We start from the raw sequence: 14,843 nt of genomic DNA, 5'->3' as shown, positions 1-14,843 counted from the left end.
CTGCGGGGCAGGGGTCAGGACCCCCGGGCGCGGCGGGGCGGACGTCCTACCGGGGCCGCCGGCCGTTCTCCAGTTCCACCGTGCCCGCGCCGGAGTCCAGCGCTTCGAGTGCCGCCAGTACCCGCGATCCGAGCGAGCCCAGCAGATACGAGCCGATGTCGGCACGGTCCAGCAGCCGCCAGGACAGCAGTTCCTCCTCCTGGAGGCGGATCGCCGCGAGCTCCTCCTCGCTCAGCACCCCGCCGTCGTACAGATACGCGGCGATGGGCGGCCGTCCGGCGCCCGGCACCCAGTCGATGGCGAGCAGCCGTCCCGGTTCGATGTCCAGGCCGATCTCCTCCAGCGTCTCCCGCCGGGCGCCCTGGCGCGGGGTCTCGCCGTGGTCGGACTCGATGGTCCCGCCCGGCAGCGCCCAGCCGGACCGGTAGTTGGGCTCGACAATCAGGACGCGCCCCTCGCTGTCGCGGAAGAGCATGGCCGCACCGGCCAGGACACGGGGGAGGCCGGCGATGTACGCGGCGTAGTCGGTATCCGTCACACGGGAAGCCTAACGGGGCCTGGCGCTGCCCGATTTCATTCTGTGATTGTGCGACATTCATATCGTTTGTCGGATCTTGCCAAGGAGGCTGAGTACGGATGAAGCGCTGTACGCGTGCGTGGACGACGGCACTGCTGGTGGGTGCGGTCATGACGGTGGGCGCACCGGTCGCGGGAGCGGTGGACGTCGCGCCGGCCGCCGGTTCGCTGGTGCGGGCCGACGATCTCGACGTGGTGGAGGACGCCCTGGAGGAGATCACGCAGCCGCTCGACGAGAGTGACCGGGTCGTGCAGCGGCTCAGAGAACTGGAGGCTGTGGCCGGCAACTGACGCGGGAGGACACGCGTTCCGCCGCGAGCCCACCGCACCGTGGCCATGGGCACAGGGCCACGGTGCGGATAGGGTCGGTTCGGCGCGACTGCCTGTTCGAAAGCGAAGGATTCAGATGCCGAACGGAGCAGCAACCGAAGCCGCACGTGTGCTTGTCGCGGCGGACAAGTTCAAGGGGTCACTCACAGCGGCGCAGGTCGCGGAGCGGGTGACGGCCGGGCTGCGCGAGGCCGCTCCCGGCGTGCCGGTCGAGGCGGTCCCGGTCGCGGACGGCGGCGACGGCACCGTGGCGGCCGCCGTGGCGGCCGGTTTCGAGCGGCGCGAGGTACCGGTCACCGGGCCGCGCGGTGAAGAGCTGCGCGCCGCCTACGCCCTGCGGGGCGCCACCGCCGTCGTGGAGATGGCGGAGGCATCGGGCCTTCAGCACCTGCCTCCCGGGGTCTTCGCACCGCTGACCGCGACGACCTTCGGCTCCGGAGAGCTGCTGCGCGCCGCACTCGACGCGGGCGCGCGGCACATCGTCTTCGGCGTCGGCGGAAGTGCCACGACCGACGGTGGCGCGGGGATGCTCGCCGCCCTCGGCGCACGCTTCCTGGACGCGGACGGTCGGCCGGTCGGCCCCGGCGGCGGCGGACTGCGGGAGCTGGCCACCGCCGATCTCTCCGGCCTGGACGCCCGGCTCGCCAAGACGGACATCGTCCTCGCCAGCGATGTCGACAACCCGCTGAGCGGCCCCCAGGGCGCCGCCGCCGTGTACGGACCGCAGAAGGGCGCGGGCCCCGGGGACGTCGCCGTCCTCGACGCCGCGCTCACCCATTACGCCAGGGTGCTCGAAACGGCCATCGGTCCCCGGGCCGCCCGCCTGGCCGGTTCGCCCGGCGCGGGCGCGGCCGGCGGCATCGGCTACGGCGCGCTGGTCGGTCTGGGCGCCGTCTTCCGCCCCGGCATCGAGGTCATGCTCGATGTGCTCGGCTTCGCCCCGGCCCTGTCCCGGGCGACCCTCGTCATCACGGGCGAGGGTTCACTGGACGAGCAGACCCTCCACGGCAAGGCCCCGGCCGGCGTCGCGGCGGCGGCCCGCGCCGAGCGGATCGAGGTCGTCGCCGTCTGCGGCCGGCTGGCCCTGTCCGCCGAGGCCCTGAACAAGGCGGGCATCCGCCGCGCCTACGCGCTGACCGCGCTGGAACCGGACCCGGCCGTCTGCATGGCGGAGGCGGGCCCGCTGCTGGAACGCCTCGCGACACACATCGCGCGGGACTTCCTGCTCTGAGCCAGGACAAGAAGATCACGAGAAGGGCCCGGGTGCGGTCAGCACCCGGGCCCTTCATGATCGCGCCATGCCTGTCGCCGCTACGGAAGCTGAGCCGCCCGGGCCTCACGGCGGTTGTCGCGGAACGTGTTCACCCGGCGCGCCGTGGCGAAGAGCGGAATCACCGCGCCCGTCACGACCTGGAGCGCACAGCCGGTCTGCAGCAGAAGCTGACCGCCGGGCGCGTCGAACGCCCAGGCCGCCAGCAGCCCCATCGCGGCCACGATCCAGCTCAGCATCGCCACCGCGAGCACACCTCGCGGCTTGGGGTATTCGACCCGGCTCACCATCAGCCACGCCACGCCGACGATCGCGAGGAGCGTCGGTACGAAGGGAAGCTCCAGCAGCACGATCGAGATGACCGTCAGCGCGCCGAAGGGGCTCGGCATGCCCTGGAACATGCCGTCCTTCATCGTCACACAGGAGAATCTGGCCAGCCGTAGGACGACGGCGAGCAGTACCACGATCGCCGCCAGCGCGGAGACCCGCTGATGGGCGTCGTCCGCGACCATGCCATAGACGAGCACGAAGTACGCCGGGGCCAGTCCGAAGCTGATCAGGTCGGAGAGGTTGTCCAGCTCCGCGCCCATCGGCGAGCTGCGCAGCTTGCGCGCCACCAGCCCGTCGAACAGGTCGAAGATCGCCGCGCACAGCATCAGGATCACGGCCGTCGCGGCGGAGTGCCGCGCCATGCCGCTCTCGTCGCTGCCGGTGAGGTGGGGAATGAGGATGCCGGTGGTGGTGAAGTACACCGCCATGAAGCCGCAGGTGGCGTTACCGAGCGTCAGAGTGTCCGCTATCGACAACCGCAGTGAGAGCGGCATGTCTTCCGCGTCTTCCTCCGCTTCGGCCTCGGCCTCCACGGCCCAGCCGGCCTGCGTCTCAGGATCAATCACGGTCAATTCGAGTCACCCCTGCGGTCGTGGTCTGACCGACCTCGACAGCGACATCGACACCTTCCGGAAGGTAGATGTCGACGCGCGAGCCGAAACGGATCAGGCCGATGCGCTCGCCCTGTTCCACTTTGGTCCCTTGAGGCAGGTACGGGACAATGCGCCGGGCAACCGCCCCGGCGATCTGCACCATCTCGATGTCGCCGAGCTCGGTCTCGAAGTGCCAGACAACGCGCTCGTTGTTCTCGCTCTCCTTGTTGAACGCCGGAACGAACCCACCGGGGATGTGCTCGACGGAGGTCACGGTTCCCGCGAGCGGGGCGCGGTTGACATGGACGTTCAGCGGGCTCATGAAGATGGCGACCCGGGTGCGCCCGTCTTTCCACGGCATGATGCTCTGCACCACACCGTCGGCCGGGGAGATGACCCGGCCCTGGGTGATCTCACGCTCCGGGTCGCGGAAGAACCACAGCATGCCCGCCGCGAGCGCGGTGGCGGGCACGGCGAGGACGGCGGCGCGCTTGGACCGGCGCGCACGGGCCAGGCCGATCGCCGCGGTGGCGACGGTGGGCAGAAGCCACGGCGATGCTCCGCGCGCGAGGCGGACCCGGCCGCGTGGTGCAGAGGTTTGGCTGTGGGGCATGGATGACCTTCGTAGCGGGTGATGCCGCGCTGGCAACGGGGGACGGCGGCTTTCATTCGATGGTATCGGTTGCGAGCCGCAACTGAGCAAGCCAGCAGCCGAGTCGACCGGCTGGAAGCAAGCGTCAGATGACGACAGGGTGTGATCTTCTTCGCGCCAAAATCGGACCAAAAGCGATAATCAACCCTGGAATCGGTACTCCTCCAGCAGTCGGCGGCCAATGATCATTTTCTGGATCTCGGCGGTGCCTTCGCCGATCAGCAGCATCGGCGCCTCCCGGTAGAGACGCTCGATCTCGTACTCCTTGGAGAAGCCGTACCCACCGTGGATCCGGAAGGCGTCCTCGACGACTTCCTTGCAGTATTCGGAGGCGAGGTACTTCGCCATCCCTGCCTCCAGGTCGTTTCGTTCACCGGAGTCCTTTTTGCGTGCCGCGTTCACCATCATTGCATGGGCGGCCTCGACCTTGGTGGCCATTTCGGCCAGCTTGAACTGGATCGCCTGGTGCTCCGCGATCGGCTTGCCGAATGTATGACGTTGCTGGGCATACGCCACGCCCAACTCGAAGGCGCGCTGCGCGACCCCGCAGCCACGCGCGGCGACGTTCACCCGTCCGACCTCGACACCGTCCATCATTTGGTAAAACCCTCGGCCGGTGGCGCCACCCAGGACCCGATTGGCCGGAATGCGTAGTCCGTCCATGATGAGTTCGGTGGTGTCGACGCCCTTGTAGCCCATCTTGTCGATCTTTCCGGGGATGGTCAGGCCCGGGCGGACCTCCCCGAAGCCGGGCTCCTTCTCGACCAGGAACGTGGTCATCGACTTGTGCCGGGCCGTGCCCTCCGGATGGCCCTCGTCGCTGCGGCACAACACCGCCACCAGGGTGGACGTCGCGCCGTTGGTCAGCCACATCTTCTGGCCGTTCAGTACGTACGAGTCGCCGTCCCTGGTCCCCTTGGACGTGATGGCCGAGACGTCCGAGCCGAGGCCCGGCTCCGACATCGAGAACGCGCCGCGCACCTCACCGGCGGCCATCCGGGGCAGAAAGGTGTCCTTCTGCTCCTCGGTGCCGTGCTGTCTGAGCATGTAGGCGACGATGAAGTGGGTGTTGATGATGCCCGACACGGACATCCAGCCCCGGGCGATCTCCTCCACACAGAGCGCGTAGGTGAGCAGCGACTCGCCCAGGCCGCCGTACTCCTCCGGAATCATCAGCCCGAACAGACCGAGTTCCTTGAGGCCCTCGACGATCTGCGTCGGATACTCGTCGCGGTGCTCCAGCCCGGTGGCGACGGGGAGGATCTCCTTGTCGACGAAGTCCCTGACGGTCGTCAGGATCTCCTGCTGGATGTCGGTCAGTCCGGCTGTCCGGGCGAGTCGGCCCATCTCACTTCTCCCGCTGGTTCTTCGGTGTGTCCGACAACTCCGGGCGGCCGGGCTGCTCGCCGCCGCGCTCCTTGATGTACGCGGCGGTGGGGACCATCACCTTGCGGCGGAACACGCAGACCAGCGTGCCGTCCTGGTTGTAGCCCTTCGTCTCCACCTGGACGACTCCGCGGTCGCTCCTGGACCTCGACGGTGTCTTGTCCAGCACGACCGACTCGCCGTAGAGCGTGTCGCCGTGGAAGGTCGGCGCGACATGCCTCAGCGACTCCACCTCCAGATTGGCGATGGCCTTCCCGGAGACGTCCGGCACCGACATGCCCAGCAGCAGCGAGTACACGTAATTGCCCACCACCACGTTCCTGCCGAAGTCCGTCGTCCGCTCCGCGTAGTTGCTGTCCAGGTGCAGCGGGTGGTGGTTCATGGTGAGCAGACAGAAGAGGTGGTCGTCGTACTCCGTGACCGTCTTGCCGGGCCAGTGCTTGTAGACGGCGCCGACCTCGAACTCCTCAAAGGTGCGTCCGAACCGCATCGCTCAGGCCCCTTCCGGTGCCTCGAAGGTGGTGGTGCGCCGCATTCCGGCGGCCCGGCCCTTGCCCGAGACGACCAGTGCCATCTTGCGGCTGGCCTCGTCGATCATCTCGTCACCGAGCATCGCGGAGCCCTTCTTGCCGCCCGCCTCCGAGGTGTAGTACGCGTACGCGTCGAGGATGAGCTCCGCGTGGTCGTAGTCCTCCTGCGACGGCGAGAAGATCTCGTTCGACGCCTCGATCTGACCCGGGTGCAGCACCCATTTGCCGTCGAAGCCGAGCGCGGCGGCGCGGCCCGCCACCTCGCGGTATCCCGCCACGTCGCGGATCTGGAGATAGGGCCCGTCGATCGCCTGGAGATCGTGCGTACGGGCCGCCATCAGGATGCGCATCAGGATGTAGTGATAGGCGTCCGCGCCGTAGCCGGGCGGCTGCTGACCGACGACCAGGGACTTCATATTGATGGAGGCCATGAAATCGGCCGGCCCGAAGACGATGGTCTCCAGCCGCGGCGAGGCGGCGGCGATCTCGTCGACGTTCACCAGCCCCTTGGCGTTCTCGATCTGCGCCTCGATACCGATCCTGCCGACCTCGAAGCCCATCGTCTTCTCGATCTGGGTCAGCAGCAGATCGAGAGCGACGACCTGCTGGGCGTCCTGGACCTTCGGCAGCATGACGCAGTCGAGATTGTGGCCCGCGCCCTCCACGACCGTGATGACATCGCGGTACGTCCAGTGCGTCGTCCAGTCGTTGACCCGTACGACCCGTGTCTTGCCCGTCCAGTCGCCCTTGTTCAGCGCGTCGACGATGGTGTGCCGGGCGCCCTCCTTGGCGAGCGGCGCGCAGGCGTCCTCCAGATCCAGGAAGACCTGATCGGCGGGGAGCCCCTGCGCCTTCTCCAGAAAACGCGGGTTCGAGCCCGGCACGGCCAGACAGGAGCGGCGCGGACGCAGCCGGTTCAGGTGACTCTCAGCGGTGAGAGCGGTCATGCGGAGACCTCCCATGGGTCGAGCTTGTTCGCTTTCCGGATCTCGTCGACGATACGGCCGATGATCCCGGTGATCCCGAAGTCCTTCGGTGTGAAGATCGCGGCCACCCCGGCCGCGCGCAGCTCCTCGGCGTCCGCGTTCGGGATGATCCCGCCGACGATCACCGGGATGTCCCCGGCGCCCGCCTCGCGCAGCCTTGTCAGTACGTCCGGCACCAGCGCGGCGTGCGAGCCCGACAGGATCGAAAGCCCCACACAGTGCACGTCCTCGGCGAGCGCCGCGCCGACGATCTGCTCCGGCGTCAGCCTGATGCCCTGGTAGATCACCTCGAAGCCGGCGTCGCGGGCGCGCACGGCGATCTGCTCCGCGCCATTGGAGTGGCCGTCCAGGCCGGGCTTGCCGACCAGCAGCCGCAGCCGCCCCGGGCGTCCCGCGCCGCCGGCCACCGACGTCAGCTCCTCTGCGGTCCGTGCGACCTTCTCCCGTACGGCGGCGAGCGCGGTGCCCGCCCCGGCGGCCACCGCGACCGGCGCGCCGCTCACCCCCGTCGGCGCACGGTACTCACCGAACACATCGCGCAGGGCCCAGGCCCATTCGCCGGTCGTCACCCCGGCCCGCGCGCACTCCACGGTGGCGGCCATCAGATTGGCCGTGCCCGCGGCGGCCTTCTTCAGGGCGGCCAGCGCCTCCGTGGCACCGGCCTCGTCGCGGTCCTCCCGCCAGCGGTGCAGCGCCGCCACGACCCGCGCCTCGTTCGCCGGATCGACCGTCATGATCGCGGTGTCGAGATCGGCGGTGAGCGGGTTCGGCTCGGTGGACTCGTAGCAGTTGACGCCGACGACCCTGTCCTCGCCCGACTCGATCCGGGCCCGGCGCTCCGCGTGCGAGGAGACCAGCCGGGACTTCAGATAGCCCGACTCCACGGCCGCCATCACCCCGCCCATCTCCTGGATCCGGTCGATCTCGGCGAGCGACTCGCCGGCCAGGGAGGCCACCTTGGCCTCGATGACATGGGAGCCCTCGAAGATGTCCGGATACTCCAGCAGATCGCTCTCATGGGCCAGGACCTGCTGGATGCGCAGCGACCACTGCTGGTCCCACGGCCGGGGCAGACCCAGCGCCTCGTTCCACGCCGGAAGCTGCACGGCACGGGCGCGGGCGTCCCTGGAGAGCGTCACGGCCAGCATTTCGAGGACGATCCGCTGGACGTTGTTCTCCGGCTGCGCCTCGGTCAGCCCCAGAGAATTGACCTGGACGCCATAGCGGAACCGGCGCTGCCCGGCGTTCTCGATGCCGTACCGCTCCCGGGTGACCTGGTCCCAGATCCGCGAGAACGCCCGCATCTTGCACATCTCCTCGACAAAGCGGACGCCCGCGTTGACGAAGAAGGAGATACGGGCGACGACCTCGCCCCTGCGGTCCTCCGCGATCTGACCGGACGCGAACACCGCGTCGAGCACGGCGATCGCGGTGGACATCGCGTAGGCGATCTCCTGCACCGGCGTCGCGCCCGCCTCCTGGAGGTGGTAGCTGCAGATGTTGATGGGATTCCACCGGGGGATGTGGTGCACCGTGTAGGTGATCATGTCCGTCGTCAGCCGCAGGCTCGGCACCGGCGGGAAGACATGCGTCCCTCGCGAGAGGTACTCCTTGACGATGTCGTTCTGCGTCGTCCCCTGGAGCGCGGCGATGTCCGCGCCCTGCTCCTCCGCCACCACCTGATAGAGCGCCAGCAGCCACATCGCGGTGGCGTTGATGGTCATCGAGGTGTTCGTACGTTCCAGCGGGATGTCCTGGAACAGCCGCCGCATGTCACCGAGGTGCGAGACCGGGACCCCGACCCGGCCCACCTCGCCGCGGGCCAGGACGTGATCGGGGTCGTAGCCGGTCTGGGTCGGCAGATCGAACGCGACCGAGAGTCCCGTCTGGCCCTTGGCGAGATTGCGCCGGTACAGCTCGTTGGACGCCTCGGCGGTCGAGTGACCGGCGTACGTCCGCATGAGCCAGGGCCGGTCCTTCTGACGATCGGTCATGTGGGACCTCACACATTCCCGCTGGGCGCGTCGGCGCGTTCGGCTGCCGTGCCCCTGTCGGGGCTGTCGGTGCGTTCCGCTGCCGTGCCCCTGTCGGGGTTGTTGGTCCGCTCCGCTGACGCGTCACGGCTGTGCTTGTCGGTCCGTTCCGCTGACGCGTCACGGAACAGATTAATGGCGTCCAGGTGGCGGGCCCGCAGCGTGTGGTCGCGCACGCCCAGTCCCTCCCGTGGCGCCAGTGCCAGCACGCCGACCTTGCCCTGGTGGCGGTTGCGGTGGACGTCGTACGCCGCCTGGCCGGTGTCCTCCAGCGCGTACACCTTCGACAGGGTCGGATGGATCCGGCCCTTGGCGACCAGGCGATTGGCCTCCCACGCCTCGCGGTAGTTGGCGAAGTGCGAGCCGACGATCCGCTTGAGGGACATCCACAGATAGCGGTTGTCGTACTCATGGGTGTATCCCGAGGTCGAGGCGCAGGTGACGATCGTGCCGCCCTTGCGTGTGACGTACACACTCGCGCCAAAGGTCTCGCGCCCCGGGTGTTCGAAGACGATGTCCACGTCCTCGCCACCGGTCAGCTCGCGGATGCGCTTGCCGAAGCGCTTCCACTCGCGCGGATCCTGGTGGTGCTCGTCCCGCCAGAACGCGTAGCCCTCGGCGGTGCGGTCGATGATCGCCTCGGCGCCCATCCGCCGGCAGATGTCCGCCTTCTGGTCGCTGGAGACCACACAGACCGGGGTGGCCCCGCCGGCGAGCGCCAACTGAGTCGCGTACGAGCCGAGTCCGCCGCTGGCGCCCCAGATGAGGACATTGTCGCCCTGCTTCATCCCGGCGCCGTTCCGGGAGACGAGCTGGCGGTAGGCGGTGGAGTTCACCAGCCCCGGAGCCGCCGCCTCCTCCCAGCTCAGATGCTGTGGCTTGGGCATGAGCTGATTGGACTTCACCAGGGCGAGCTCCGCCAGCCCGCCGAAGTTGGTCTCGAAGCCCCAGATGCGCTGCTCCGGGTCGAGCATCGTGTCGTTGTGGCCGTCGGAGCTCTCCAGCTCGACCGAGAGACAGTGCGCGACGACCTCGTCGCCCGGCTGCCAGACATTCACTCCGGGCCCGGTGCGCAGCACGACACCCGACAGGTCCGAGCCGATGACGTGGTACGGCAGGTCATGGCGCCTGGTGAGTTCGCTGAGCTTCCCGTACCGCTCCAGAAACCCGAAGGTCGGCAGGGGTTCGAAGATCGAGGTCCAGACGGAGTTGTAATTCACCGAGCTGGCCATGACGGCCACCAGGGCCTCGCCCGGGCCGAGTTCGGGCACGGGCACATCGTCGAGATGCAGGGACTTGCGCGGGTCCTTCTCCGCGGTGGGGAGACCGGCGAACATCTCCGTCTCGTCCTTGTGCACGGTCACCGCGCGGTACGAATCGGGCATGGGCAGTGCGGCGAAGTCGGCGGCCGTGGTGTCCGGCGACTGGATCGCGTCCAGGATTTCCTTCACGGTGTTGCCTCCGGCGAAGCTGGGGGTGCGTCGGCGTGCGTGCTGCTGCTGAGGAGGTGTGCCGTCGGTTCGGCGGATGCTGCTGATCGTGCGGATCGGCGGCGCCGGGTGGGCGCGGAGGTGCCTGTGACGCAGGCGTCCGGACGCACAAGCGAGAGGGCTTGCGGGAACTGCCGGACAACGCCAAGGTATGGCACGGCGTGACACCTCGCAAGGCACTGGGTGCCAGAAATCTTTCTCACTTGTCACTCGCGCGGCACGCATGAGCAATATCTACCGCCCAAAAAGCAGCAAATATCACTTTAGGTCGCGACGGGTGCGCACGGCGTATCGCCGGGCCGGATCGGACGGCCCGAATGCCCGGGGGAACGCGGGGCGGACGCGGAGACTCGTCGCCGCCGTCCGGGAGAGGGCCCGGGTGCTCAGGTGTTCTTGAGGGCCTGCTTGATCGTCCGCATGACCTCGTCCAGCGGAGCGTCCGTACGCGCCACCGCGACCAGGACGTCCCCGCTGGTACGGGTGGTGGCCGCCGGCCGCGGCTGGTTACCTGCGGTCCGGCCGGCGCCGATGCCCGAGCCGAAGGTCTCACGGACGATCGCGAAGGCGCGGTCGAGCTGCGCCTCCACATCGCCCTGGCCGCCCACCCGCAGCCAGCGGCGCAGTACATGGTTGTGCGCGGTGACGACGGCGGACGCGGCCACCTCCGCCAGCAGCGGGTCGTCGTTGCCGTCGGTGTGGTCGCGCTCGTCGAAGTGGCCCAGCAGATAGCGGGTGAACAGCCGCTCGTAGCGGGCGACCGAGGCGATCTCGCGCTCGCGGAGCGTGGGCACCTCGCGGGTGAGGCGGTAGCGCTCCACGGAGACGGCGGGCGAGGCCGCGTACATCCGCATGACTTCCTTGATGCCCCGGCAGACCGTGTCCAGCGGGTGCTCATGGGCAGGAGCGGCGTTGAGCACCGCCTCCGCCCGTACGAGCGTGTCGTCGTGATCCGGGAAGATCGCCTCTTCCTTGGAGCGGAAGTGCCGGAAGAAGGTGCGGCGCGCGACCCCGGCCGCGGCGGCGATCTCGTCGACGGTTGTCGCCTCGTACCCCTTGGTCGCGAAGAGTTCCATGGCCGCCGCCGCCAGCTCGCGGCGCATCTTCAGGCGCTGGGCGGCCGCGCGGGTGCCCGCGGCACTCTCCGGAACACCGGGCCTGGTGTCCGTGCGGGAGGATTTGGGGGACTGCGACATGAGGTGAACGTACTGCATCGGCGCAGGAGAGCGCGCCTGCGGGGCCCGGCCGTCCGGCTCCCCCCCCACAGGCGCCGCGATCCGCGCCGGTGTCAGCGCTTGGCGTATTCGCGAAAGCCGCGTCCCGTCTTGCGGCCGAGGCAGCCCGCCGCCACAAGATGCTCCAGCAGCGGCGCCGGGGCCAGCCCGGGATCGCGGAACTCGCGGTGCAGGACCCGCTCGATGGCGAGCGAGACATCGAGGCCGACCACATCGAGCAGTTCGAAAGGCCCCATCGGATATCCGCCGCCCAGCCTCATCGCGGCGTCTATGTCGTCGAGGGTCGCGTAGTGCTCCTCGACCATCTTGATCGCGTTGTTCAGATACGGGAAGAGCAGCGCGTTGACGATGAAGCCGGCCCGGTCGGCACAGTCCACCGGGTGTTTGCGGACGGCCGTGGCCAGCTCGCGGACGGTGGCGTGGACATCGTCCGCCGTGAGGACCGTACGGACCACCTCGACCAGTTTCATCACTGGTGCCGGGTTGAAGAAGTGCATACCGACGACGTCCGCCGGACGTGAGGTCGCCCGGGCGCACGCGATCACGGGGAGCGACGAGGTCGTGGTGGCCAGCACGGCTCCCGGCCGGCAGACCTTGTCGAGCACACCGAAGAGCTGCTGCTTGATCTCCAGGTCCTCGGCCACCGCCTCGACGACGAGATCGACGTCGGCGAACGCGTCGGGCGAACCGGCCGGCACGATCCTCGCCAGAGCCCCGTCCCGGGCCTCCGCGGTGAGCCGGCCCTTGTCGACGGAGCGCGCGAGGGACTTCGCCACCCGGGCCCTGGCGCTCTCCGCCTTCTCCGTGCCCCGGGCCGCGAGCACCACGTCGAATCCCGCCGTGGCGAAGATCTCCGCGATGCCCATCGCCATCGTGCCGGAGCCCGCGACACCGACCGAGCGGACGGGCCTGCCGGGGACGCTCGCCGCGCCGGCCGACGGGCCGAGAGCGTCAGGCACCACGGTCCCGCTGCCCGGCGCGTCGTATGTGTAGAAGCCCCGCCCGGACTTCCGGCCGGTCAGCCCGGCGTCGCTGAGCTGCCTGAGGATCGGCGCGGGAGCGTGCAGCCGGTCGTGCGACGCCGCGTACATCGCGTTCAGCACGGTACGAGCGGTGTCGACACCGATCAGATCGAGCAGGGCGAGCGGGCCCATCGGCAGACCGCAGCCCAGCCGCATCGCGGCGTCGATGTCCTCGCGGGAGGCGTACTTGGCCTCGTACATCGCGGCGGCCTGGTTGAGATAGCCGAAGAGCAGTCCGTCCGCGACAAAACCGGGCCGGTCTCCCACCGCCACCGGCTCCTTGCCCAGCTCCCGGGCGAGCTCGGTGACCGCGGCGACGGCCGCGGGCGAGGTGAGGACGGAGGAGACCACCTCGACCAGCTTCATCGCCGGAGCCGGGTTGAAGAAGTGCAGACCGAGGACGCGCTCGGGATGCGCCGAGTCGGCCGCCAGCCGGGTCACCGACAGGGCGTTGGTGCCGGTGGCCAGGATCGCCGTGGGCCTGACGATCTCGTCCAGGGCCCGGAAGACCTGCTGTTTGGTCTCGTACGACTCCGGCACCACCTCGATCACCAGCCCGGCCTGGGCGGCGGCACGCAGATCGGGGAAGGTGCGGAAGCGCGCGAGGACCGTGCGCCGCTCCTCCCCGGTGAGCCGCCCGCGCTCCACGGCCCGCGCGGTGGACGCTTCGAGCGCGGCGACGGCCTGGGCGGTGGCCGCGTCACTGATGTCGATGCCGATGACCTCACGGCCGGCGCGGGCGAGGACCTCGGCGATGCCGGTCCCCATCGTGCCGAGGCCGACGACGGCGATGGTCGGGAGGGGGATGTCCATCAGGGGACTCCAGGGGGATGAGTGACGACTGAAGAGGGGCGCGCGGGCGGCTCCGACAGGCATACGGAGCGCGGCGCACGGCGGTGCGGTCGCGGTGCGGGAGGACGGACTCTGTTCCGGAGTCGCGCCACGCGGTCCGGACGGCCGGACCGCGGTTCTGCTGAACCGACAGCACTCGCGGTGGCTGCGTCACCAGGCCACCGGAGTCGCGGGGGTTTCCCGCTCATCTGAGAGTAACCGACGAGTAACGAGCGCGCCATAGCGGGACCGCCGGTGCCCGGTGCGCCACGGCGCGGCTGGGACGCCGGTCTGCCGAGAGCCGTACGGAGGCCGCCGGCCGCCGATACCCTGGCCGTCATGGACGAGGACTTCCGCTCGCTCGCGGACCGGGTGCGGGACGAGTCCGGGGGCTCGGCGGCCTGCGAGCGGCTCATCGCCACCGAGGACCCGGAAGAGCTGGCCGAGGTCCTCGTGGCGCGTGAACGGCCCTTGTGGGCGCGGGAGATCGCCGCGTTCCGGCTCGGCTGCGCCGGTGACCGGCGGTCCTTCGAGGCGCTGGTCCTGCTGCTGAACCACCGCGATCCGGAGCGCTGTGTCTCCGCCTCGTACGCGCTGACCCGGCTCGCGGATCCGCGCACCCCCAGGGCCGCCGCCGCGCTCGCCACCAACGGGCTGCGCACGGCCTACGCGCTCCATCCCGTGCGCCTGCTCACGGCGCTGCGCGCCCCCGAGTCCGTACCGGCCCTGATCACCACGCTGCGCGGGCTGCTGGCACCGGACGAGCCGCACTGGCGGGTGGCGCTCGCCTGTGTCGAGGGCCTGGGGCTGCTGGGGGACGGCAGGGCGCGGACCGTCCTCGAAGCCGCCCGGGATCACCCGAGGCTGGGCGCCGCCGCCGGAGAGGCGCTCAGGGCTCTCGCGTAACGCACCTCGGGCACGGCCACCCCGTCCACGGTGAACGACTGCTCGGCCCCGTCCGCCGCGAAGCCCGCCTTCGTGTAGAAGCGGCGGGCACGCGTGTTCGCGGTGAGGACCCAGAGGAGCAGCAGCGGGCAGGAATCCGCCGCGGCGCGCTTTGCCAGCGCGTCCATCAGCGCCCGTCCGACCCCGGTGGCGAGCTGCTCGGGCAGCGCGTAGAGCGCGTACAGCTCCGCGGCCCCCTGGGAGGCGTCCTCGTCGCGGGCCGGACCGTAACAGCCCCACCCGACCACCCGGCGGGCGCGCTCCGCCACGAGATGGACCACCCGGCCGCCACCGCCCTCGACCAGATGCTCGCGGCGGCGGGCCGTGTCCTCCTCGACACTCATCGCGTCCAGATACGACTGCGGCACCGCCCCGGGGTATGTGTGCTGCCAGCTCCGGACCCGCACTCTGGCGACGGCCTCGCAGTCGTCGGCGGTCATCTCGCGGACCAGGAGGGTCATCGGGCCCCGTCCGTCTCGCCGGTCGTCGCGAACGCCTCGATCGCCACGACGAATTGGCCGGGGCCCCGGACGGCCCGGCTGTAGCCGTCGCCGGGCGGGCGGGGGCGGGTGAGTCGAGTCATGGCTCCATCCTTCTCCCCGCCGGTGATCGCGGCCAATGGGTTTCCGCGCCGCCG

At 69.9% G+C, this 14,843-nt stretch carries 15 protein-coding genes; 3 read left to right on the top strand and 12 right to left on the bottom strand.

Features of this window, described 5'->3' with window-relative positions:
- Positions 1-46: 46 nt before the first annotated feature.
- Positions 47-538: an NUDIX hydrolase gene (locus ABZ707_RS04755; protein WP_360167744.1), complete on the bottom strand. Its 492-nt coding sequence runs from the start codon at positions 536-538 to the stop codon at positions 47-49.
- Positions 539-636: 98 nt separating this feature from the next.
- Between ABZ707_RS04755 and ABZ707_RS04750 the strand changes: the two genes are divergently transcribed.
- Both ABZ707_RS04750 and ABZ707_RS04745 read left to right on the top strand, forming a co-directional pair.
- The gene (locus ABZ707_RS04750) at positions 637-867 is read left to right on the top strand and encodes a hypothetical protein (protein WP_360167741.1); all 231 of its coding nucleotides are present in this window, start codon (positions 637-639) and stop codon (positions 865-867) included.
- Between the two features lie 115 nt (positions 868-982).
- On the top strand, positions 983-2,137 hold the full coding sequence (locus ABZ707_RS04745; RefSeq protein WP_360167738.1) for a glycerate kinase: 1,155 nt from the start codon (positions 983-985) through the stop codon (positions 2,135-2,137).
- Positions 2,138-2,217: 80 nt separating this feature from the next.
- On the opposite strand, the gene pssA is transcribed toward ABZ707_RS04745, so the two are convergent.
- The 9 genes from pssA to ABZ707_RS04700 all read right to left on the bottom strand — a co-directional run bounded on the left by pssA (position 2,218) and on the right by ABZ707_RS04700 (position 13,243).
- Positions 2,218-3,072, bottom strand: coding sequence for a CDP-diacylglycerol--serine O-phosphatidyltransferase (pssA, locus tag ABZ707_RS04740; protein ID WP_360167735.1), 855 nt, complete (start codon positions 3,070-3,072; stop codon positions 2,218-2,220).
- Positions 3,065-3,712 (bottom strand): phosphatidylserine decarboxylase, encoded by a 648-nt coding sequence (locus ABZ707_RS04735; protein WP_360167732.1) that lies wholly within the window; start codon positions 3,710-3,712, stop codon positions 3,065-3,067. The genes pssA and ABZ707_RS04735 overlap by 8 nt, the downstream gene beginning before the upstream one ends.
- A 180-nt stretch (positions 3,713-3,892) precedes the next feature.
- Positions 3,893-5,098, bottom strand: a complete 1,206-nt coding sequence (locus ABZ707_RS04730) for an acyl-CoA dehydrogenase family protein (RefSeq protein ID WP_360167729.1) — start codon at positions 5,096-5,098, stop codon at positions 3,893-3,895.
- 1 nt (position 5,099) lies between these two features.
- The gene (locus ABZ707_RS04725; protein WP_360167726.1) at positions 5,100-5,627 is read right to left on the bottom strand and encodes a MaoC family dehydratase; all 528 of its coding nucleotides are present in this window, start codon (positions 5,625-5,627) and stop codon (positions 5,100-5,102) included.
- Positions 5,628-5,630: 3 nt separating this feature from the next.
- Positions 5,631-6,614, bottom strand: a complete 984-nt coding sequence (locus ABZ707_RS04720) for a CoA ester lyase (RefSeq protein WP_360167723.1) — start codon at positions 6,612-6,614, stop codon at positions 5,631-5,633.
- Entirely contained in the window at positions 6,611-8,647 is a 2,037-nt protein-coding gene (locus ABZ707_RS04715) for a protein meaA (protein ID WP_360167720.1), read from the bottom strand. The genes ABZ707_RS04720 and ABZ707_RS04715 overlap by 4 nt, the downstream gene beginning before the upstream one ends.
- Before the next feature lie 8 nt (positions 8,648-8,655).
- Complete coding sequence (gene ccrA / locus ABZ707_RS04710) at positions 8,656-10,137, bottom strand: crotonyl-CoA carboxylase/reductase (RefSeq protein WP_360167717.1); 1,482 nt, start codon at positions 10,135-10,137, stop codon at positions 8,656-8,658.
- 422 nt (positions 10,138-10,559) lie between these two features.
- Positions 10,560-11,369 (bottom strand): TetR family transcriptional regulator, encoded by an 810-nt coding sequence (locus ABZ707_RS04705; RefSeq protein ID WP_360167714.1) that lies wholly within the window; start codon positions 11,367-11,369, stop codon positions 10,560-10,562.
- A 92-nt stretch (positions 11,370-11,461) separates the two neighbouring features.
- A complete protein-coding gene (locus ABZ707_RS04700) occupies positions 11,462-13,243 on the bottom strand; it encodes a 3-hydroxybutyryl-CoA dehydrogenase (RefSeq protein WP_360167711.1) in 1,782 nt (593 codons plus the stop codon).
- Positions 13,244-13,600: 357 nt separating this feature from the next.
- On the opposite strand from ABZ707_RS04700, the gene ABZ707_RS04695 reads away from it, so the two are divergent.
- Positions 13,601-14,167, top strand: a complete 567-nt coding sequence (locus ABZ707_RS04695) for an adenylosuccinate lyase (RefSeq protein WP_360167708.1) — start codon at positions 13,601-13,603, stop codon at positions 14,165-14,167.
- On the opposite strand, the gene ABZ707_RS04690 is transcribed toward ABZ707_RS04695, so the two are convergent.
- Both ABZ707_RS04690 and ABZ707_RS04685 read right to left on the bottom strand, forming a co-directional pair.
- Positions 14,116-14,667: a GNAT family N-acetyltransferase gene (locus ABZ707_RS04690; RefSeq protein WP_360167705.1), complete on the bottom strand. Its 552-nt coding sequence runs from the start codon at positions 14,665-14,667 to the stop codon at positions 14,116-14,118. The genes ABZ707_RS04695 and ABZ707_RS04690 overlap by 52 nt on opposite strands.
- On the bottom strand, positions 14,664-14,789 hold the full coding sequence (locus ABZ707_RS04685; RefSeq protein ID WP_360167702.1) for a hypothetical protein: 126 nt from the start codon (positions 14,787-14,789) through the stop codon (positions 14,664-14,666). Before ABZ707_RS04685 ends, ABZ707_RS04690 begins: the two co-directional genes overlap by 4 nt.
- Positions 14,790-14,843 lie beyond the last annotated feature (54 nt).

The organism is Streptomyces sp. NPDC006923 (assembly GCF_040635655.1).
Classification (GTDB): Bacteria; Actinomycetota; Actinomycetes; order Streptomycetales; family Streptomycetaceae; genus Streptomyces.
Note: the sequence above shows the minus strand (reverse complement) of the source record. Positions and strands in the feature narration are given on the sequence as shown.